At 45.1% G+C, this 20,809-nt stretch carries 18 protein-coding genes and 1 pseudogene; 14 read left to right on the top strand and 5 right to left on the bottom strand.

What is annotated here, in order from left to right:
• Positions 1-81: 81 nt before the first annotated feature.
• The gene (locus tag N0M98_RS03495) at positions 82-1,464 is read right to left on the bottom strand and encodes an MATE family efflux transporter (RefSeq protein ID WP_259616968.1); all 1,383 of its coding nucleotides are present in this window, start codon (positions 1,462-1,464) and stop codon (positions 82-84) included.
• Positions 1,465-1,681: 217 nt separating this feature from the next.
• Between N0M98_RS03495 and N0M98_RS03490 the strand changes: the two genes are divergently transcribed.
• From N0M98_RS03490 to N0M98_RS03475, 4 genes are all read left to right on the top strand, one after another.
• The gene (locus N0M98_RS03490) at positions 1,682-2,254 is read left to right on the top strand and encodes an S-layer homology domain-containing protein (RefSeq protein ID WP_259616967.1); all 573 of its coding nucleotides are present in this window, start codon (positions 1,682-1,684) and stop codon (positions 2,252-2,254) included.
• A 409-nt stretch (positions 2,255-2,663) separates the two neighbouring features.
• Positions 2,664-4,346 (top strand): sigma-70 family RNA polymerase sigma factor, encoded by a 1,683-nt coding sequence (locus N0M98_RS03485; RefSeq protein WP_259616966.1) that lies wholly within the window; start codon positions 2,664-2,666, stop codon positions 4,344-4,346.
• A gap of 31 nt (positions 4,347-4,377) precedes the next feature.
• Entirely contained in the window at positions 4,378-5,277 is a 900-nt protein-coding gene (locus N0M98_RS03480; RefSeq protein ID WP_259616965.1) for a ParB/RepB/Spo0J family partition protein, read from the top strand.
• A gap of 345 nt (positions 5,278-5,622) precedes the next feature.
• Positions 5,623-6,576, top strand: coding sequence for a DUF3800 domain-containing protein (locus N0M98_RS03475; protein ID WP_259616964.1), 954 nt, complete (start codon positions 5,623-5,625; stop codon positions 6,574-6,576).
• A gap of 152 nt (positions 6,577-6,728) precedes the next feature.
• On the opposite strand, the pseudogene N0M98_RS03470 reads toward N0M98_RS03475, so the two are convergent.
• Positions 6,729-7,010 (bottom strand): annotated as a pseudogene (locus tag N0M98_RS03470) (YfbR-like 5'-deoxynucleotidase); the annotation flags it as partial.
• Between the two features lie 182 nt (positions 7,011-7,192).
• Positions 7,193-8,056 carry a helix-turn-helix domain-containing protein gene (locus tag N0M98_RS03465; protein WP_259616963.1) on the bottom strand — a complete coding sequence of 288 codons (864 nt, stop codon included), beginning with the start codon at positions 8,054-8,056 and terminating at the stop codon, positions 7,193-7,195.
• A gap of 184 nt (positions 8,057-8,240) precedes the next feature.
• On the opposite strand from N0M98_RS03465, the gene N0M98_RS03460 reads away from it, so the two are divergent.
• The 9 genes from N0M98_RS03460 to N0M98_RS03420 all read left to right on the top strand — a co-directional run bounded on the left by N0M98_RS03460 (position 8,241) and on the right by N0M98_RS03420 (position 18,514).
• Positions 8,241-9,554: an ABC transporter substrate-binding protein gene (locus N0M98_RS03460; RefSeq protein WP_259616962.1), complete on the top strand. Its 1,314-nt coding sequence runs from the start codon at positions 8,241-8,243 to the stop codon at positions 9,552-9,554.
• Between the two features lie 178 nt (positions 9,555-9,732).
• Positions 9,733-10,374, top strand: a complete 642-nt coding sequence (locus N0M98_RS03455) for a DeoR/GlpR family DNA-binding transcription regulator (protein ID WP_259616961.1) — start codon at positions 9,733-9,735, stop codon at positions 10,372-10,374.
• A 40-nt stretch (positions 10,375-10,414) separates the two neighbouring features.
• Complete coding sequence (locus N0M98_RS03450; RefSeq protein WP_259616960.1) at positions 10,415-11,467, top strand: ABC transporter ATP-binding protein; 1,053 nt, start codon at positions 10,415-10,417, stop codon at positions 11,465-11,467.
• Positions 11,460-12,338, top strand: a complete 879-nt coding sequence (locus tag N0M98_RS03445; RefSeq protein ID WP_259616959.1) for a carbohydrate ABC transporter permease — start codon at positions 11,460-11,462, stop codon at positions 12,336-12,338. Before N0M98_RS03450 ends, N0M98_RS03445 begins: the two co-directional genes overlap by 8 nt.
• A gap of 112 nt (positions 12,339-12,450) precedes the next feature.
• Positions 12,451-13,251: a carbohydrate ABC transporter permease gene (locus N0M98_RS03440; protein WP_259617002.1), complete on the top strand. Its 801-nt coding sequence runs from the start codon at positions 12,451-12,453 to the stop codon at positions 13,249-13,251.
• A 49-nt stretch (positions 13,252-13,300) separates the two neighbouring features.
• Positions 13,301-14,638 (top strand): ABC transporter substrate-binding protein, encoded by a 1,338-nt coding sequence (locus N0M98_RS03435; protein ID WP_249860028.1) that lies wholly within the window; start codon positions 13,301-13,303, stop codon positions 14,636-14,638.
• A 46-nt stretch (positions 14,639-14,684) separates the two neighbouring features.
• Positions 14,685-15,476 carry a glycerophosphodiester phosphodiesterase family protein gene (locus N0M98_RS03430; RefSeq protein WP_259616958.1) on the top strand — a complete coding sequence of 264 codons (792 nt, stop codon included), beginning with the start codon at positions 14,685-14,687 and terminating at the stop codon, positions 15,474-15,476.
• A 14-nt stretch (positions 15,477-15,490) separates the two neighbouring features.
• A complete protein-coding gene (locus tag N0M98_RS03425) occupies positions 15,491-15,643 on the top strand; it encodes a hypothetical protein (protein ID WP_249860026.1) in 153 nt (50 codons plus the stop codon).
• Positions 15,644-15,988: 345 nt separating this feature from the next.
• Positions 15,989-18,514, top strand: coding sequence for a tetratricopeptide repeat protein (locus N0M98_RS03420; protein WP_249860025.1), 2,526 nt, complete (start codon positions 15,989-15,991; stop codon positions 18,512-18,514).
• A 273-nt stretch (positions 18,515-18,787) separates the two neighbouring features.
• Here N0M98_RS03420 and N0M98_RS03415 read toward each other — a convergent pair whose 3' ends face one another.
• Both N0M98_RS03415 and N0M98_RS03410 read right to left on the bottom strand, forming a co-directional pair.
• The gene (locus N0M98_RS03415) at positions 18,788-19,282 is read right to left on the bottom strand and encodes a DinB family protein (RefSeq protein ID WP_249860024.1); all 495 of its coding nucleotides are present in this window, start codon (positions 19,280-19,282) and stop codon (positions 18,788-18,790) included.
• A gap of 151 nt (positions 19,283-19,433) precedes the next feature.
• On the bottom strand, positions 19,434-19,829 hold the full coding sequence (locus N0M98_RS03410; protein WP_249860023.1) for a VOC family protein: 396 nt from the start codon (positions 19,827-19,829) through the stop codon (positions 19,434-19,436).
• Between the two features lie 321 nt (positions 19,830-20,150).
• Here N0M98_RS03410 and N0M98_RS03405 point away from each other — a divergent pair, with 321 nt between their 5' ends.
• Positions 20,151-20,642, top strand: coding sequence for a P-loop NTPase family protein (locus N0M98_RS03405; RefSeq protein WP_259616957.1), 492 nt, complete (start codon positions 20,151-20,153; stop codon positions 20,640-20,642).
• The last annotated feature ends 167 nt before the right edge of the window (positions 20,643-20,809 follow it).

The following is a 20,809-nucleotide window of genomic DNA, read 5'->3' as shown; positions in this document are numbered from 1 at the left end:
AGAACAAAAATGTTTGTATAAGGATTATCTCATTATTTCCAGATGAAATGCGAATTACCCGCGCCTTCGAACTCCTTGCCACTAAACTGCCGTTTCCTTCGAGTCCGACGAATAAGGATCGAACGTCCGGACCCATTTGAATCGATTTACTTTTACAATAGCTACGAAGCATTTCAGGATTTGGTCCGATTTTAGGCAAATAAAGGTAACCACTGGTGAAAGATGAAATACGAAACTGCAAAGTGCCGAAGCCGGTAGAACAATGAGCCACATGAAGATGGTATCATTGTATAAAACAAATTTGGTATCCCCTCCGCTGCGTACGATCCCTGTTAATGACGGCATCTGATAGGCTGTTCCGCACACGGTGACGGATAATACGGTCATGAACTGCAAGGCAAGGTCTTTGGCCTCCCCGGAAATGGTATATAAGCCGAGGACATAATCCTTGGTAACAAACAAAGCGGCGCCGGTACATAATCCAATGACGAGATATAACATCTGCAGCGTCTTGGCGTAGGATACGATTTTATCCATATTTCCTTCGCCAATCGTTTTACCGATGACAATGGTAGTAGCGCTCGCTGAGGCAAAAACAACGACGGATACAATCTGGAAGATGGTTGTTGCAATGCTGTTTGCCGCGATCGCTGCCGCACCCATATGCCCCAATATGGATGTTTGTGTTGCCATGGCAATCCCCCAGATAAAATTGGACATGAGAATAGGCGACCCCAGTTTGACGTATTGTTTAAACAATCCCATCTCGATTGTAAAAAAATCACGCAGTTTCAAATAGATTTTTCGGTCATAACGTTTCACGAAGACGCAGACAATAATCAGTTCAATCATTCTGGCCGACAAGGTTGCTATGGCCGATCCCTGCACACCCAGGCTCGGAAAACCAAAATGTCCGTAGATCAAAACATAATTCAGGCACACATTGATGATGAGCGTGGTCGAGGACAAAATAAAACCGATCTTGACCGTCTCCACACTTCGCAATGTCGCAAGCAGTATACTGGTAACGGAAAAAAATGGATATGAGAAGCAGATAATCTTCACGAATTTGGTTCCCTCGGCAATAACACTCTGATCATTTGCAAATAACGATAGCAAGCTTTGAGGAAAGAAAAAGACGATAACCCACATGAGCAAGCCAACAAGAATCGAAAGGCGCATTCCTATGCTGGCAATCCTTTTAATCGATCCTACGTCATTGGCCCCCCAGTATCTTGACGCCATGATGACCAGACCTTCGCTTACCCCCATGACGAGCATTTGCAATACAAACTGAATTTGATTGGCTATCGCGATACCGGATAATGCCGATTCGCTGTAACCTCCGATCATTAAATTGTCGGACAAGTTGACCCCGAAAGTAATAATGTTTTGTAACCCGATGATAAGTGTCAGTGTAAAAAATCTTTTGTAAAATGACGCCTCTCGCACAAATAAACTCATGAGCAGCACCCGTCTTCATCTTAGAGTAGCAAATATTCCGTTCCATTGAGAGTTGTATTCGATTCCTACATTATAATGATTCATCCATTGTAGTGGAAATGCATATTTTGCCTAAGACATGAACTATTTAGCTAAAAAACGAGCGATATCGTATGCCGCCGAAATGTTAATCTAATCATCCACAGCGCTGGGGGATTTCTCGAAGAGAGGACAAGCAGTGGTTCGAACCTTCAACGCGCCTTTAACTAATCCTTCAGAACCGACTTTTTCCGATGTCCCAAAGGAAAAATGGTCTTATCCTTATATCGAAGTAAGCAAAGACTGTTTAACGGGATTTGTTAATCCGTTTGGCGGTAAGATAACTTTCCATCCGGAAGAAGCGGCAACTCGTGAGGATATCGCGGTTGCGTTAATTAGGATGATGGGGTTGACTGACAAAGATGTGGACAATCCCAATTATGCTCAGTATGCTTTTAAGGATGCCGGAGAGATTACACCCGGATTGTTAATGTATGTAAGCGCCGCGGCGGAACGCGGTTTGATCAATGGCTTCGGCGACGGCACCTTCCGTCCGACTAAAAGTATTACGCGAGCCGAATGCGTGGTGCTGTTAAACAGATCTACCAAACAAGCTGTATCAACGGCTACGGAAGAGCTGGAAGTATCCGCTTCTATTATTACAGGGGAAAATCCTGCTGAAGTCACCCTCTCCATTAAAGCGGAGGAAGGGACGAAGGTTACGGTTGACGGTCAGAATGTCTCGGTGTACGTCAGTCAATTCGAAAAATAATTTAGTTGAAGGCGAAAACAAATTCACGATCGTTACAACCAACAAGCTAGGGAAGTCAACGACGGTGGAGAAAACGATAAAATTTACAGAGGGCTTTAAGCAAATCAGAGGCTTCCTTTATATGAAATAACCATCTTACACGAATTACCTCAATGCATCAAAAAAACTACCCACTATAGATATATCGGGGTAGCTCTTTGAATGTATACAAGATAATAAAATTATTTCAATCCACAGATGTATATCTGACTACTATAAAATACCACGAATTTTACTATACTTCAATTTTATTATCTTGTATTGAGTTAATTTTGAGATAAGTGTATACTAAATTCAGAAAATTCCAATTTTATTGAGGGAAGGGTTAGCTAAAGCAACGAATTAGAATGGAAGGTAGGGGGGGCGATGAGTGAATGAATCAATGAAATCAATAGATCAAGAGAGAGGAATGAGGGCTATTTTAAGACCTAGTTGCCGTGAGGTAGAAGAATCTGATGAAATAGTCTTACGCTATTCCAAACATATAGAAAGGAAAGCACATAAATTTGTTAAACAGCGAAGGGCTAGTAAAGATTTGAAAGAGGAGTTAGTCCAGCAAGGATATATAGGACTTCTGGAAGCACGCGAAAGATTTGACAGTAGTAAAAATAACAACGGCTTCTGGAGTTATGCGTGTAGTTTTGTAATAGGAAGAATGAAGGATTATATGATATACAATATGAATCATATACGTCCGAGTCGAAATTTAAATTCAATTATCCTTCAAATTTATAAGGGAAATATGGCATATTGTACGCCTGAATATATTTCCAACACACTTAACTGTACACTGGATATGGCTCTACAAGGGTTGGATTATATTAGGAATTGTAACGTTACCTCACTTTATCAACCATTATCGTACTCTGATGCTCACGAGAATTTGGAATTAATTGATTTGATTGGCTCTGATGAAGAACGAGATATTCTATTTCAAGTAGAAGTGATAAGTGGTTTATCAGCAATTGAACAAGATATCGTTAAAATGTTGATAGACCGATATAGTGCTAGGGATATTATTAGGCACTGCAAAATATCAAAATATACTCTAAATAACATTCTGAAGAAAATAATAAATAATTGTGGATATGATTGCACAGCTATTTTGAATAAAAGTGAGGGATGGTTAATGAATCTCGATCAATTGGATATGGATGATGAAGGGAAAGCGAGAACTCAACTGAGGTGGGTACCTTTAGAACATGTGTTACCTAATCCAAAAAATCCAAGAAGAGATTTAACTATCAAGACTAAAAAATTGCAAGATCTTATAGAATCCGTTGGCTGGGAAGAGCCTCTTACTTGTTATGCGTCGGGAAATAATTTCATTATTTTATCAGGACATCGTAGATGGAATGCAGCGGTACAGTTAAAGAAAGCAATGATTCCAGTATACATTGTTTCGGCTCCAAAAAGTGAAGCAGAGGAACTGGATCGTATTGGTTCTGTACAATGTGGACAGGTGGACTGGAGCCAGTTTGACCAAGTCAAATATACATATGATAGGTGGATTGCTTCTGGAAAGAAGTCTTTTGATGATCTTGGTAACGAACTTGGTATTACGAAGGGGACTGTTGGATCGAGGATTCGTGTGTACAAGTATTATCCGAAGGATGAAATCGAGGATAAGCTTAATAATCGGATGTACTCTATAGCGATGCTGGATTATATTTATGCCTGGATCAAACGACTTGCTAAACATCATCCTGATTTAGTGGAATCATTGGGTGAGCATTATATAAGACGGTTGATGTTGAAAAAGTATGAGGCGAGGTGTTTTAACAGTCAGATAGCACATGATCATACATTTGTTACAAGCGCAACTTCTCAGTCTATTCGCGAGTTTCTGATAGATAGAAATAGAAAACTACAAGATTGCCAAGTAAAATTATCCTATATTAAGGATAATGAGATCAATTCTTCTGCAATTATTTCTGAAATCAAAGGGTTCCAGGCCAAAACAAAAGATGAGGCAGAAGTGCTTTTGTTAGAAATAGAGTACTTGTTGGTATGTATTGAACAGATGAAAGTAAGTTTGGAAAATAATATCTAAATTGAGGTGTGTATATTTGGGGAATGTTAAAATGATTTGGGCGAATATAAGTAAAGTCGTTCCCAATCCAAAGAATCCAAGGGGGGATATTTCTGTAAAGACTGCTGAAATGCAACAAATTATTAAAAGTAAAGGGTGGGAAACTGGTATTACATGTTATGAGAAAGACTCCAAATATATTATTCTTTCAGGACATCGGAGGTGGCATGCTGCGAAGAAATTAAAGATTAAAGAGCTTCCTATTATTTTGGTTGAGGCTCCGAAATCAGAAGAAGAGGAGTTAAAGCGTTTAGGCAGTGTTCAAGGCGGAAAAGAGGACTGGACGGATTATGAGTGGGCTAAGCATACTTACGAAATGTGGATCAGTTGGGAAAAGTGTTCTTTCGAAGAGCTTGCCAAAAAAATGAGAAGAAGTAGTAGATGGGTTGCCGAAAGAGTAAGGATTTTTCAGTATTATCCTCACAATGAAATAGAAGATGGATTTATTAAAGGATCCCTAAACATAACGGTTTTGTATCGATTAATTGGATGGCTGGAAAAATTATCAAACCAGAAATCGAGCTTGGTTGAATCTTTTAGTCTCGGTATGATCAGGTCTACTATGCTGCAAAAGATAGAAAACAGATTGGTGAGCATTACAGATTTGAAAAATGAAAGATTTATTCGTGAATCTAGTGATGAACAAATGAAGAAATTTTTGCTGGATAATAAAATGGAATTATTAGACTGTTTATTAGGGATAGGAACTAGTACTACTTCAGAAGGAAAAAACGAGAGTTCGTCATGCCAACAGAAACTTAAAAACTTAACGGAATATTTCAAACAGCTTAAGTTAGATGATATTTCAAATACCCAAGAGATACTAGCTCATATAAATAATGTTAGAAGCGAACTTTTGAAAAAGCAGAGCGAACTAAGAACGTTTCTATAGGAGAGCATGCTTGGAGAAGAAAGGACTGGGTGACTAAGTTTTACGCAAATTTAAGGTCTACCTATTATTCGGAGAGTATCTGGAAATAGTGGGCAACCCTTATCCATCATATTTGTACTGCGAAATTTAGCACTAATAAAATGAATAAAATAAAAATAACCCAGCTCTGCTAACGAAGCGGAGAAGGGTCATTCCTGAGTATAGTCAGCTCTGGCTAACGAAGCGGAGAAGACTACACTCAAACCGTATTGTTTCTGTACAGATAGGATATTATGTATTATGCTAAAAGTCAAGCGGAAATTATTCGGATTAATTTGGATGCCGGAAAGGTAAGGGTAAGTCTTGATGAGTTTCCTTATTTATTTTGATGAGGCGAATAAAATTGATCAACCGGGAAAAGAGTATTCTTACTATGGTGCATACGGTGGAATTGATACTATATTAGCCAGTATTACCAGGTCAGTCAGAGACATACATCGAGCTCTAAACACAAGAAGCGAACTTCATTTTAGGGAATATAATCATGACCAGTATTTGAAGAAATACTTTAAAGTATTAAACCATGTAATAAACCAAGATGTAAATATAAATATTCTTGTAGTAAGTAATACTGAAGCTCAAGCTATTGCCCAACAAATGAACTTATCAATGATGGAGCTTCGTAATCTGTTTTATATAAAAATTCCTGAAAGATTATTCTATGGAGTAACTCGACATTTATCGTTGCCTAACAATATAGATGTAAAAATAAGCGTAGATCGAAATGATGAATATAGAGTATTGCGGTTGTACTCGAAAATTAAAGAGCAAATGAATGCCCATTCTGTCTATAGAAATAAAAGATATACAATTCAATCAGTACGTTCGCAAGCTTCTCATGAGTCAGTGCCCTTACAAATTATTGATACTTTTATGGGAATTGTCGTATTTCTAATGGAGCAAGGTTATGCAGAAAGTTCAGATGCCTCGTTAATAAAGAGTGATCTGATTTATCGTTTTTTATCCGAATCTGAAAATACTGATCGATTTCAAAAACAGATAAAATTATTCAGGTGGGAAGGGAACGAAACCCTTTCTGAGATTCCAGTAAGTAATTTTTTGTCAAAGTTTATGGCTTATAAAACAAAATATGATATTGGGGAAATGATACGATTACAGTCAATATTACTGCATTATCCCAATCGAAGCACTCGGGATTACAGGAAGTTAATGGAGTATCCGAACACAAGATTACGAATGTTGCTAGGATATAAGGATGAAATAGAGGGGAGAGGTAGAAACTCGTTCTTGTTAACATAAGAAATGTACGGAGCGCTGCTCGGAGGACATCAAAACTGTGATACACCTGCAGAGGTATGTGGCGGCAACTTCGGAGGGAGTACAATTTATCAAGATACTGTTACTAGGAGATGAATATGTCAACACCTCCAAATGAACTGAAGCCGGAGCTCCTAGGAGGCTAAGGCTTCGTTCGTGATCTTTTCAATATCGATTGGGGATCGTGATCCTTCGTTAACGATATCAGGCAAAATATGCTGAAGAAAATAGTCCACGCAATGGAGCTTAATCCCCTTTATTTTGATAAGGGCGTTGCGATACATAACGACGAATTCTTTTTCGGTATTCCCAAACTGCAGCTCCGTAAAGGCCTCATAGATCTGATCGAGCTTATCGGCGACCTCCAGTATTTTTCCTTCTACGGAATCGTCCTTGCCTTCCCGTAGTTGTCTGAATTTACCCGGACAACGGATAATTCGCTCTAAGTCGGTTAGCGATTGAAAATACGTATGAATCCCCGTAGTATCGTTTCCTCTCTATATGATGAGTGTGGTGTGATGTGATATGTAAAGTATACAATCGAATTGTTATTGGACAATTAACTCCGACTGGGAGTTTTTTTCATTATAGGCAGCACCTAATTAAACGAAATATGATCCACGCGTATCGTTTGTTTGCTTGAGCGAAATCTCCCCGGCGCTATCCCCGTTGACTTGCGAAACACTTTATTAAAGTAGTTCTCGTCCGAGTACCCCGTTAGCCGTGCAATTTCACCCAAATTGAGCTTAGTGCGGCGGAGCAGCTCCATCGCTTTTTCCATACGGGTTTTGGTCAGATACTGCATGGCGGTCATGCCGCATGTGGCGTGAAACAATCTCGAAAATTTGTACTTGGAAATGCCAAGCGACCGGCACAGCTCCTCGATGCTGTTAATGGCTGCGTAATTCTCATGAATCAGCTTTAACGCGGTGACAACCACTTCGGGCCAAGTATCCGGAGAAGCCTGATTATATTTAAGGGACTGGTAAACCTCCATAACAAACTGTGCGGCCAGCCCCGAGGCTTTGTAGCCGTTGGTGATGGACTTTTTGCTCGCTTCCAGAAAAATGTGTTCCAGTGTGCGAATGACCGGTGAGTCGGGGGCGAATCGAACGATGGGACCCGAATGATTGTGGACCGCGGACCAGCACGCCAAAGCTTCCGGCCCCATCAAGGTGATAAATATAAATTCCCATAATTCGCTGTCTTGCGGAAGGTAATATCGGTGGTCGGTTCCCGTTACGACTAGAAAGGCGGAATTCGGTTCGAGCGGATAGGTTTGAGTTCCGATGCGAATCTCTCCCCTTCCGGCAAGCGTATATTGGAAAATGCATTGATTGCTTGTCGCCCTATGCAGCCCGTCCCAATGGTAATTGCCATTCCGCTTTTCCCAGCCTACATAAACGATTTCGGCAAATGGCGTAGAAGGGCCGTCTTTGAATTGAAAACCGTAAACACCCATAGCGCATCCCCTTACAATTTTTTACCCTTTTTGTGATAATTCATTACCATTGAGGTCCATTTAAAACTATTATAATATTCAACTTATATAAGGCAATACATATATGGAAATATTCGAATTTAACTGCAATTTTATCCACTTTGTTAAGGTTATTCATAAATCTTGAATGAAGGGACTGAAGCAAATGAAAGTGAAGTTGAAAATGAGAGCTGCACTATCTGTTGTTCTTTTCACTAGCTTATTGGCGGGTTGCAGTTCAGGCGGTTCGGATTCGGGCACTTCTTCGGCCGCCGCTAACGAGAAAGCAGAAGAGCATCACGAGCCTGTGACGTTAATGCTGCACCCGGGCCAAATGATCACACCGGAAGACCTGGAGCTTATGATTAATGAACCGCTGCATCGAAAATATCCTTATATTACCGTACAGGTGATAGACAGGACCAAAAATAATTTGGAAAATCATGTGGCCGCAGGAGGCCAATTGGATCTGATCACAACCTGGAACGGCAGTATGTCCGCGGCAATGGACCTGGACGTATTCGAGGATCTGACTCCTTTGGCTAAGGCGGATGGTTTTGACTTGGGCCGGTTCGATCAGCAAGCGCTGGAAACCATCAAAAACATTTCCGACGACGGGAAGCTGTACGGCCTGCCTTATAACAGGCAGTTTAACGCTCTTTATTACAATAAGGATATTTTTGATAAATTCGGAGTCGAGTATCCGCAGGACGGCATGACGTGGGAAGATGTAATTCAGCTGTCCAAAAAATTAACGAGGACGGTAGATGGCGTCGCTTATCGCGGACTGGACCCGGAAAGCATCCAAAGACTGAGTTTTCCTTTGTCCTTAAACATCGTTGACGCCGCTACCCATAAAACAACTATCAGCGATAACTATGATACGTTTAAAAAGCTGTTTGAATTGGGCAAAGATGTATACGCTTTACCGGAGAACAAACCGCCTAAATGGGGGACGAGCACAAATGACTCCTTTATCAAAGATAAAACCGTTGCCATGACGGCGACCGTCAATATGTTCCCTTACATCGCGCAAGCTCCCGAGTTCAATTGGGATGTTGTCCAGTATCCGAGCTACAAGGATAAGCCTAATGTTGCCGGGATGTACGACTTGCACATCATGTCGATCAGCAAAACAAGCCAACATAAAGAAGAAGCGATGAAAGTGCTCGAAGTGCTGTTTTCGGACGAAGTGCAGGAGATCGCTACGGAAAAGACCGGGCGTATTTCACTGCTAAGTGATCCGAAATTCCAGCAAGCATACGGTGCGGATATGGCGATTTTGAAAGGAAAACATCTGGAAGGCATCTTCAAGAGCAAGCCTGCGCCTGCGCCGAGGTTATCCATCTACTACTCCAAAGCTGCCGGCATTCTGGAGAATCACTTCAGACAGTATGTTGACGGCGAAAAAGACGTAAATACGGCGCTTCGCGAAGCCGAAGATGAAATTAATAAATACGTTCAATCGCAAACCAAATAATAAGCGCGATGAACCGCACAACAGATCCTCGGGAGAAGCTCCCGGGGATTTTTTTTGATTTCCATACTTCACGGCAAAAACGCCTTTACCGTTTCTTAACTTCCGTTTAATCATGGCATGATAATTCGTTTATATACTTGAAATGAACAAAAACGAACAAAAGGATGCAGATGATGTTTTGTTTTACGTAAAAAGGAGGGCTCTGAAACGGACGCATGGAGGGGCCATCATCGAGCAGTGGACTCGCGACGAGCCTTCTTTTAACGAAAGAACGACACAATGTCTGGATCAGAAAATGCGCATTGGACAAATGGCCGCGAGCTTGGTGGAGGATGGAGAGAACATCATCATTGATTCCGGAACAACGACTTTGCATATCGCCAAAAATCTTGTTCACCGGTCCAATATAACGGTTGTTACCAACGATATGAACGTTGCCGCGGAGCTTCGGGATGCTCCGCGTGTGAAGGTGATCTTGACCGGAGGAGAGCTATACCCGTCCAGCTATATGTTGAACGGGATGTTTACCGAACATACGCTGGGCTCGCTTCATGTGGAGAAAGCATTTATCGGCACGCCGGCTCTTCATCCGCAGTATGGACTCATGCATCCGGAAGCCCGGCTGGTCCCTGCCAAGCAATCCATGATCAAGGCGGCGAGGGAAATCATCGTGGTTGCGGATCATACGAAAATAGGGAAACTGTCGCTCCACACGATTGCTCCAAAGAGCTCGCTTCACACGCTCATCACGGGCAAAGAAGCGGAGGAATTTGATCTCAAGCCGTTTAGAGACTGGGGCATGAAGGTGCACACCGTATAAATCCGGCACAGAGGTATGTCTAAATGAAGGGGGTTCGCTCATGGCTTCCATTGAATTGGTACAGGTTTCGAAATCATTTGACCAAAACACGATCATACAAAATTTGAATTTGAAAATTGACGACGGCAAATTTACCGTCTTGGTCGGGCCGTCCGGCTGCGGCAAAACGACGCTGCTGCGCATGATCGCTGGGCTCGATCCGCAAACTGCGGGCGCGGTGCTCATCGATGGCAAAGATGTGACGCGCATTGCTCCGGGACAGCGCGGGGTTGCTATGGTATTTCAGAACTACGCTATTTATCCGACAATGTCCGTGCGCGAGAACATCGAGTTCGGCCTAAAGAACAATAAGGTCGGCAAGGAGGAAAGAACCCGCCTTATCGAAAGCATCAGCGAAACAGTCGGGCTGCGCGAATATCTCGACCGCAAGCCCTCCACCTTGTCCGGCGGACAGCGGCAGCGCGTCGCGCTGGCCCGGGCGATGGTCAAGAAGCCGTCGGTGTTTCTGATGGACGAGCCGCTGTCTAACCTCGACGCCAAGCTTCGGGTGCAGATGCGCATCGAGCTGATTGAAATGCATAAGAAGCTGGGTACCACCTTCGTATACGTGACGCACGACCAGGTAGAGGCCATGTCGATGGCGGACACCATCGTGCTGATGAACCGCGGCTGCATCCAGCAGGAGGCATCCCCGGAGGTCATCTACCGCCAGCCGAGCAACTTGTTCGCGGCCCAATTTATCGGCGTTCCGCCGATGAACATCGGCGAGCTGGGCGCGGATGGAGCGAAGTTCGGCTTCCGGCCGGAGAGCGCGCAGCTGTCATCGGCACGGGAAGGCGGCTTTTTCTCGGTCCGCGGCAAGGTGATCACCCGGGAAATGCTTGGCTCCGAAACGATATATCAAGTTCGCACGGACTGTCATTCCTTTATGATCAAGTGCATCGAGGATTCGTTCTCGGTGGACGATACGGTGCATGTCGGCGTGGAGGCGGACCGAATTTACTTCTTTGGCGTGGACGAGGGACGGGTAGGTCGAGAGGACTGGCGGTATGACGGCTACATGAATCATCTTAGAGGGCAAAGCCATGGATAAGAAACGGTTATGGGAGAGGCTCCGTCCGTATTTGATGATTTTGCCTGCCATGGCGGGCATCGCGATCTTCGTCATTTATCCGGTGTTTTATTTGATCAGGCTGAGCTTCTATAAATACAATTTGATGAACCCGGATAAAAGCAAGTTTGTCGGCGCAGACAACTTCAAGCAAGTACTCGCTCGCGACGACTTTTACCAGGCGCTGGGCAATACGGTCGTCTACACGGTGGCCGTCGTTATGCTGACGCTCGTCATTTCCTTGATCATAGCGGTGTGGCTGAGCAGGAGCAGCCGCTTCAACGCCATCGTGCAGGCCGGGATCTTCACGCCGCATATCATCTCGATCGTCTCGATCGCCCTGGTCTGGATGTGGCTGATGGAACCGAATCACGGCATGCTGAATTTCATGCTGAAGACGTTCAACCTGCCGACTTCCCAGTGGCTGCAAAGCTCGCGGTCGGCGATGATATCGGTCATCATCGTATCGGTCTGGCACAATATCGGCTATTACACGTTAATCATCGTGGCGGCGCTGCAGAGCATTCCTCCGACCATCTATGAGGCGGCCGCGCTCGATAACGCCAGCAGGTCCAAGATGTTTTTCAAAATCACGCTGCCTATGATTTCACCCCAGCTCTTTTTCATCCTGATTATTATGACGATCGGCTCCTTCAAGGTGTTCGATACCGTCAGGATTATGACCGGAGGCGGCCCGAACGGCGCAACGACAACGCTCGTCTATTACATTTATGAATTCAGAACCAACAGTATCGGTTACGCTTCCGCTACCGGGGTTGTCCTGATGGCGATCATCGCCCTGCTGACCTTCGTTTACTTCCGGTTGTTGTCTAAGAAAGTGCACTACCAGTAAGATGCCAAAATCCACTTTTAACAAAAGGGGGGCGTACATCCAAGTGGCAGCTGAAGTCAAGAATGCCAGTCCAACCGCTCAGGCGACATCCGGCACGAACTATGTAAGCCTGATGATCCAGTTTATTTTAAAAGCGATCGTACTTCTGATCTTCGTGTTTCCGTTTATGTGGATGATCTCCACCTCGCTGCAAACGCTGGAGGAGACGCTGAGGTTTCCGCCTACGGTTCTTCCGGCGCTGCCGCAGTGGATCAACTTCGTTCATGCCATGAGCGCGGGACCGTTCCTGACCTATTTCCAGAACTCGGTCATTATTACCGTATCGGTTATCGTCCTGCAGATGGTGGTGATGATCCCGGCCGCTTACGCATTTGCGAAGTACCGGTTTGCGGGTAAGGAGTTTTTCTTTTCCCTGGTGCTGCTGACGTTCATGATTCCCGGACAGGTGACCTTCATTCCCGTTTACCTGATGCTGGCGGATTGGGGCGTTATCAAAACGCTGCTGCCGCAAATTATCCCGTTCATGTCCAACGCCTTCGGCATCTTCCTGCTGCGCCAATATTTCATGCAAATTCCGCAGGAGATTATCGAGTCGGCCCGGCTGGATAACGCGAGCGAGTTCAAAATCATTACCCGGATCATGCTCCCGATGTCGATGCCCGCGCTGGCGACGATCGCCCTGTTCAGCTTCGTCAGCCACTGGAACGATTATTTCTGGCCGCTCGTGATGACCGATTCGTCCGCCGTACGGCCGCTGCCGATGGGGATCGCCATGCTGCGGGAAACCGAAGGCATCACTAACTGGCATGTCATTATGGCGGGCAACGTCGTGCTCGTGCTGCCGATTCTGATCGTGTATATGTTTGCGTCCAAGCAAATTGTGAAAGCGTTCGTGTACTCAGGTATCAAGTAGTAATTTTTTCATCCCAAATAAAAATCATCCCACATGGAGGTTACTTTCAATGAAGAGAAAGCTTTCTACGGTACTTATGGCTACAGCTATGCTGTCCGGCGTTCTGGCCGGCTGCGGCGGTCAATCTCAGCAAGCCGGCGGCGGCACCCCGGGTTCATCGTCGACAACCCCGAACGCTTCGACCGCAGCTGCGACGTCCGGCGGCTCCGGCGGTAAAACGACGCTTCAGTTCTGGCATTCCCTCGGCGGCAAAAACGGCGAATATTTCGATTCGATGATCAAGAGCTTTAACGAATCGCAGAATAAGATTGAGGTCGTCGGCACCTTCCAGGGCTCTTACGACGAGATGGTAACCAAGCTGCAGCAGGCGGTAGCGGCGAAGACCGCTCCGGACGTGGCCATGCTCGAGCGTGCTTACATTCAAATGTTCGCCGATTCGGACGTACTGGCGGATATGAATCCTTATTTGAAAAATTCCGGCATGAGCGTTGACGATTTTGTTCCCGGCCTGATGGGACACTCCACCTTCGACAAGAAGCTCGTTTCGCTGCCGTTTAACCGTTCCACGCCGATTCTTCATATCAACAAGGCGATGCTGGACGAGAAAGGCCTCGCCATTCCGAAAACATGGGACGACCTGAAGAAAGTCGCTAACGCGCTTGTCGTTAAGGAAGGGAACGAATATACGCGGTACGGGCTCAGCATGCCGTTCGACACGTGGTACCCAATAGCGATGATCACGCAAGCCAAAGGCAAGTTCTTCAACGATGCCGGCACCTCGATCGGTTTCGAGAACGGCGAAGGCGTCAAAACGTTCAGCTATTTGAAGGACCTACAGGGCACAGGAGCCTTGTTCTATCCTCCGGCCAAGGACTCGGGCAATATCGTCAACAACATGTTCACGAGCGGCAAGATCGGCATGATGTTCCAATCGACCGGGGTCATCGGCAGCCTGAGCGCTAACGCCAAATTCGAATATGTGACGGCGTTTATGCCTATGGATCAGGTGTATGCGACCCCGACGGGCGGCGCGAACCTCGCGATGATGGATGATTCCAAGAGCAAGGACGCCGCTTGGGAATTCCTGCGCTGGGTCATGACCAATCCGAAGGGCGGGCAGCAGTTCGTCATTAACTCCGGTTACTTGCCGTTTACGAAGAAGATGGTGGAGTCGCAGGAGATCAAGGACCTGTGGGCGAAGGAGCCTGCGCGCAAGGTCGCTTACGAGCAGCTGCAGTACGCCGTGGACACGAATAAGCACGTAGCCTGGACGCAGGTAAATCAGGAGTTCAATAAGGCGATCGAAGCCATCATGTATGACAACAAGGATATTCAAGCGACGCTCGACAACTTCAAGAAAGAAACGGAAAGAATTCTGAAGCAGTAATTACGCAACATTACTATATGCGGAATCCAGAAAGGAATGCAGGCATATGATAGAACGATTGCAAAGCGACGACTCCCTCGTGGTGGCGGCGCATCGCGGACTGAAATGCGATTATCCCGAGAATACGCTGCTTGCTTTTCAGAAGGCGCTGGAAGCGGGCGTCGACATGATTGAATTCGACCTGCGCCGTTCCAAGGACGGGAAGGTCATGGTCATTCACGATGAAACCGTCGATCGCACGACGAACGGTACGGGCAAGGTAGGTGACCTGACGCTCGCCGAGCTCAAGCGGCTTGATGCGGGAGGCTGGTTCGGCCCTTCTTTCGAAGGGCTGAAGATTCCGGCGTTCGCGGAGCTTCTGGAGCTCCTTCGGGCGTACCCGGAGGTTCTGCTCAACGTGGAAATCAAATCGAGTCCCGATGCCGTGCAGACCGCCGACCAAGCGGTTGCGTTGTTAAAAGAATACGGTTATTTGCCCCGCTGCGTATTTACTTGCTTTGATGCAAGCATTATCGCTTACCTTCACGATACTTACGGGCTGAAGACGCAAGGCTTTCCGCAGGAAGAAATGCGTAATTTCGTACCGGGTCCCAAAGGCACCTACTCCAAGATGTGGGCAGTGGCCATGAGCATGAAGCTGCTTTCCCCGAAAAAGGTAGACGACTATCGGCAGATGGGCCTGCTCGTCTGGTCCTACTGCCCGGATGACGATCGTCAAATGTATTACTCGCTCGGCTGCGGGGTTACCCTCGTGACCTGCAATAACCCGTTTCCTGCTATGAGGATACGCCGCCAAGCGGCCGAAGCTGAAATGAATGGATTCCCGAAAGGGGTATAAGACGATATGAATGAATGACATTCGATGAGCAAGCCCCGGAACTTGCTGTTGTTGGCTGGGTTACCGTGCTGAGCCTGCTGCCTGCGTCGGACTTCGGCGTTTTGGCCGAGCGCCCGGCGCTGGAGTCCAAGATGTTTGTGCTCTCTGATCCGGCTCATTTGAAGTAATTTGGCTACGCGGTGGGATTGGGAGATCATTGTAAATTTGCCTGTCCGCGGTTCGTCTCCGTAAAGGTAGAGAGCACCGATTCGATTCGAATCGGTGCTCTTTCTTTACCGCAATAGAACTTATAAGATACCGAGATCTTAAAACGGTGAATCTTGGCGACGGCTGATGACCGTCTCGGGAGGAGAATGAAACGGTGGTAGTCTAGGAATTAATATTCGGATTCAGTCTAATATAATGTAGGTCCTTGGTTGCATCTACTGTAATTTGTTATAGAATAATGGTATATGGTAAATTTTACACAAGAAGGTTATCTTTTTACCTGGGGAATTTAAGGGGCGATCAAGGTGTCATCATTAGAGTGGATAAACGAAGTCGTGTTTGGGAATCTGGAAGATATCTTAAAAAGACTGAATAAGAAATTCGACTTAAAGCTGTATACTTTCACGCTAGACAATAATGACTATCCGAATATTGAGAATGTGGTTAGAGTAAGAAGGGCGCTTTCCGACCAAGGCGGCAAAAAGATCGTGATCAATCAAGAGCCGCTAAAAGAATTGATCCGAGTGTTCCGCGAGCTCGATATGTCAAATCCGGTTCACTCGGAAAATAATGAAATCCGAGAGTTGATGAAGGACACGATGTTAAAAGAAATCATACAATCCAAGCTAATGTCTCTCCCTGCGGATAAAACAAACGAGCAAAATAAAACAGGTATCGTTGATGTTGAGAAGCCGAATCAAGAGCAGTTTAAAACCAATATTATCTATGCAAATGATTTTGCTATCAACACGGAAGGGCTAGAGCGCAAGTTAAAAGTGATGGTTGTCATACATAACGTCGATTCGCAGCTTCAAGATATATTTTATAACTATCCAGAGCTGTCTTTTATAAGAATGGTCCTGGATTATTATTTCCAAGATTACTTTATTCGCGATAAGAATGTTCTAAAGCTGGACGGTGAGAGTGAAGTTGGTAAAAAGTACAACGAAGATGCTATCCAATTTTCCAGAAGAATGACTCGGTTATTCATGGGCAAGATCCAAACTTTGCTACAAGGCTTGTATACAATGAAAGACGTTGCATCTCCTCTGCTTTCCAATGAAGAAAGCAGCCAATATTATATTAATATTTTGCTTGAGAAAATAGACGATATTTCCACGCGAACCTACGAGGGCAGTAACCCGTTCGGATGTATGCTATTTGCCGATCAAGCTTTGCTGCATCCATCTCGAGGTATAATTAAGTATATCATTCGATTTAGGGAAAATGAGATCTTGTTGGACGACTCCAAGTTAATCCGCAAGCTGTTGGAAATGACAGATCACGACAAAGATATATATCTAATCTCTGACGAAAAATACATTTATGGTATTGGTCACATCAACTGGAATGAAGTAGGCAATCATTTACTATTTCGGGTGGTGTTTAAAGGATTATCGAAATATAATCTGCAGCTCCTAACAACAGTGCATACCGAATCCCGCTTTGGAAAACTATTCAATGAGAATGATAAAAAGATTTATAAAACGGAACGTAATTTGGAAATCGTCTTTAAAAATCTGCTGCAGGTTTCTTTCAAAAGCCCGGTTTTAGGAGAAGAAGGCTTTACGACCCGAAAATTCAAACGAATGATGAAAGCGCAATTCTTTGAAAATAGGGAAGAAGAGAATATTAGAGAAATTGATACTCTCGAGAGAGTTGTTAGAAAAGCGAGAGAGCAAAAACACGGCACCATGGTAGTCATTACGGATGAAGAAACGGCTGGACAAGAAGTCGAACGATTGAAGAAACAATCCATCATTATCGAGCCCACCGCGGTCAATCCTGATGTTGTACAATACTTAACGCCCATTGATGGAGCCGTATATTTTGACAATACAGGCGTTTGTCATGCTGTCGGTGTAATATTGGACGGGATTGCCGAACCCAACATAGGGGATTCAAGCAGAGGGGCAAGATATAACTCAGCTTACCGTTACCTGCACAAACTTGATCAAACCAAATGTATCATTGTGATTATTTCGGAAGATGGCATGGTGAATTTAATTCCCGAGCTGGATGAGGAAGAGCCGATCCGATTATTATTTCAGCAATTTATTGACCACATTAATCAACAAGAACAGATTTCAAATGCAGAGATCGAAGAGTTTAAGTCTAAGCTGGCGGCTTACAAAGAAATCGATTACCAGCATTATTTTACCGTCGCGAATGCATTTTATAATAAAGGTAAGTTTGCAGACGCGATTTATTTCTTTCGAGAGGGTTTGGAGGGCGCAGGAAACTATTATATAACCACAAAACATTATCGTGGACTGGCTAATGCTTATTTTTTTGCTGCGAGGGAAGGTAACAAAAGCCTTTACCACGATGCTTTGAGTTATTATAACCGCTACATAATAAAAGAAAATGAGGATGAACTGGATGTTCACGATTTTAACAACAGAGGTCTTGTGCTAGAGGAAATCGGAGATAGGGAAAGCAAGAAAAATGAACGATTAAATCTCTATGGGAAAGCCTTATTGGATTTCAATAAAGCAATATCGTATCTAGAACACGCGGTGTTGTACTCAAACAGGGCATATGTTTATAAAAGAATGGAAAAGTGGACGGAGTGCTTGGAAGATTTTATTCATGCCGAACTGCTTGCAACAAATAAAGAATATTTGGAAAATATATCCGCGATTTTGACCAATAACCCTGAGGTGATTGGGCACAGTATCATTACGTACCTTAAGCTGAAGGAAACCAATAGTGAATCAGGCGATGAGCTCGCCAAACTGCTTGAGCAATTCAAAATCAAACTGTCAGAGGAAAATCCTGAAGCGGCTGTAGCTTTAGAAGAGTTTCATTTAATAAAAGACACCCGATAGGGTGTCTTTATCAGGTTGTCGAGATAATCTCGCGAACTATGGATTTATGAAGATTCGAAACGTCATAAGGGGAACTGAAGAAATTCGCTTGCAGCGGTTCCCTCACTTTTCCCCCTCTTTTCGGGCTTCAAAATATTGTTTTAAACAACGACGGTCACTTGCGTTCCCTTCTGGCAGCTGGCTGTTCATTTTCCCTTGATCGCTGTCATCTGCTTGCGAGACAACACAGACGCTTTGCCTTTTTACGCGAAGCGGGTCGTGAAACTCAGTTTACTAGGCTTCATCGTCGGCCGAGGGACCGTAGACGCCCGGCACCGGAATATCGAGAAGCCGCAAATATACTCCGAGCTGCGCCCGGTGATGGATCATGTGGCTTAACCCGAAGGTGCGTAACGCGATCGCCCGCGGCTCGCGGAGGATGACATGGTCGCCGTGGCGCAGCGTCCATTCCTCGCCGAGCGCTTTATCGTCGCATTCGGCAAGCAGCTTGTCCAGCTTGTCGACGTTCCCGTCGAACTCTTCCAGAATGTCGGCACGTTTTTGCAAAGCCTCCCGCCGCTGGGGTACGGTAGAGAGATCGAGCTCCGGATACTGAAAAATCGCGATTTGCCAGTTCAGCAGGTTGATCAGATGCGTAGCCAGCCCACCGAGCGCCATCGATTTTTCGTGCGGCTTCCACGACATATGCTCCTCGGGTAAGCGTTCCAATACGCGGCGCGTAGCGGCCAGTTCACGCATTGCGTCGCCGATGATCAATTGTTTAGACATGAGTTCATCTCCTTTCATATGGATCATCATACTATAAATTCCAAATGGATGGAAAGTTCCGACTAACCGATTATGATAAAAGGAATTATTGATGATTCGGCCATCTCGAAGAACATCTTCCTATCGATCCTTAAAGTATCGAAACCCAATCTTACTTCGCATCCTTATCCGGCTGATGAATCCCGAACAAATTCCCTTCCGTATCGATATAATACCCCTGCCACGCCATGCCGGGCAAAGCATATTTAGGTAAAGCGATCTTGCCGCCATGGTGAAGAATATGGGCTTCCGTTGCATCGTAATCGCCGACGCCTATAGTACATGCATAGCCGTTCAAAGCCTGGCCCGGTGCTGGAGAAGCGCCTTGCCGCTGCATCAAGGCTCCGTTAATTCCAAGCTCGCCGGCTTCGCCGGTTACAGCGCCGAAATAAGGCATGCCGGCATAACTGCTCCAATCTTCAAATTTCCATCCGAACACTTCTCCGTAAAATGTTTTCGCTCGTTCCATGTCATCTACATGAATTTCAAAGTGGACCACTTTACCCATAAATCCCTGCACCTCCAAATTTTTATTAACGCTTCAAATCTTCTACCGAATGGATGCATTTTCCTCCCTCAGTATGGTAATGAACAAAGGAAATTATTCAATGCTCGGTATGCGCCTGAGTACGAACGACACACTTGGACGCAATACCTGCTATGATGCAGCGAAGTAAAAGTGTATCGTTGGCTCGACCGCGGGGTTCTTTCGGTAAGTTGCGAAGTTGATGGCCCCGTGCCGTATAGAGGAAAACGATGCCTGGCGCGCGAATGGAATATGATAGGCGGCCGCCGCCGGGAATCGAATGAATACGGAGCTGAGCAGTGTATGAAAAAAGTGTTTATCATCGGCATTGTAGCCAGCGGGAAGACCACACTGGCCAAGCGTTTATCCGAAAAAATAAAGGTGCCTTGGTACGAGCTGGATTGCATCGTTCATCATCAAACCGCCGCAGGGCGATACAAACGGACGGCAGAGGAGCAGATGGAGGTTATTAACAACATCGATATGAACGGAACTTGGATATTTGAAGGAACAGACCGGGAATCGTATCGATGTTTATTGGAAATGGCCGACACGATTATATTTCTCGACACTCCCTTATGGAAGCGAAGACTAAGAATTTTTACCAGGTTTCTCAAACAAAAAATAGGAATCGAACCGTGTCATTATAAGTCCGATCTGAAGATGCTGAACAGGATGTATCAGTGGACGCGCGATTTTGAAAGCAAGTGGGAAAGCTTTGAAGCCCGGCTGCTGCCGCACAAGAGTAAAGTGATTCGGCTAACGGATAGTAGAAGCTTGCACTTTGTTACGTAAATTTAAAAGGGTGGTGAAAAAAGAGCGGAGGGGCCATTTGAATCTGGAAAAGCGTAAGCGGTCGCCTTTGAAAACGGATTCTCTCCACAGAAAAACGAAAAAACAATCCAAAGAATCCGTTTTCAACAGCGATTGGAGGATCAAATGGACGCCGCAGCGGACTTTTT

This window comes from Paenibacillus doosanensis (assembly GCF_025060755.1).
GTDB lineage: Bacteria > Bacillota > Bacilli > Paenibacillales > NBRC-103111 > Paenibacillus_S > Paenibacillus_S doosanensis.
This window is presented reverse-complemented; position numbering and strand designations above follow the sequence as displayed.

Coding starts and splice junctions, on each gene's coding strand:
- N0M98_RS03405 (WP_259616957.1), top strand. CDS start 20,151: ATGAAAAAAGTGTTTATCATCGGCATTGTAGCCAGCGGGAAGACCACA.
- N0M98_RS03440 (WP_259617002.1), top strand. CDS start 12,451: ATGATCCAGTTTATTTTAAAAGCGATCGTACTTCTGATCTTCGTGTTT.
- N0M98_RS03410 (WP_249860023.1), bottom strand. CDS start 19,829: ATGGGTAAAGTGGTCCACTTTGAAATTCATGTAGATGACATGGAACGA.
- N0M98_RS03425 (WP_249860026.1), top strand. CDS start 15,491: ATGACATTCGATGAGCAAGCCCCGGAACTTGCTGTTGTTGGCTGGGTT.
- N0M98_RS03480 (WP_259616965.1), top strand. CDS start 4,378: ATGATTTGGGCGAATATAAGTAAAGTCGTTCCCAATCCAAAGAATCCA.
- N0M98_RS03450 (WP_259616960.1), top strand. CDS start 10,415: ATGGCTTCCATTGAATTGGTACAGGTTTCGAAATCATTTGACCAAAAC.
- N0M98_RS03430 (WP_259616958.1), top strand. CDS start 14,685: ATGATAGAACGATTGCAAAGCGACGACTCCCTCGTGGTGGCGGCGCAT.
- N0M98_RS03465 (WP_259616963.1), bottom strand. CDS start 8,056: ATGGGTGTTTACGGTTTTCAATTCAAAGACGGCCCTTCTACGCCATTT.
- N0M98_RS03445 (WP_259616959.1), top strand. CDS start 11,460: ATGGATAAGAAACGGTTATGGGAGAGGCTCCGTCCGTATTTGATGATT.
- N0M98_RS03460 (WP_259616962.1), top strand. CDS start 8,241: ATGAAAGTGAAGTTGAAAATGAGAGCTGCACTATCTGTTGTTCTTTTC.
- N0M98_RS03475 (WP_259616964.1), top strand. CDS start 5,623: ATGAGTTTCCTTATTTATTTTGATGAGGCGAATAAAATTGATCAACCG.
- N0M98_RS03435 (WP_249860028.1), top strand. CDS start 13,301: ATGAAGAGAAAGCTTTCTACGGTACTTATGGCTACAGCTATGCTGTCC.
- N0M98_RS03415 (WP_249860024.1), bottom strand. CDS start 19,282: ATGTCTAAACAATTGATCATCGGCGACGCAATGCGTGAACTGGCCGCT.
- N0M98_RS03495 (WP_259616968.1), bottom strand. CDS start 1,464: ATGAGTTTATTTGTGCGAGAGGCGTCATTTTACAAAAGATTTTTTACA.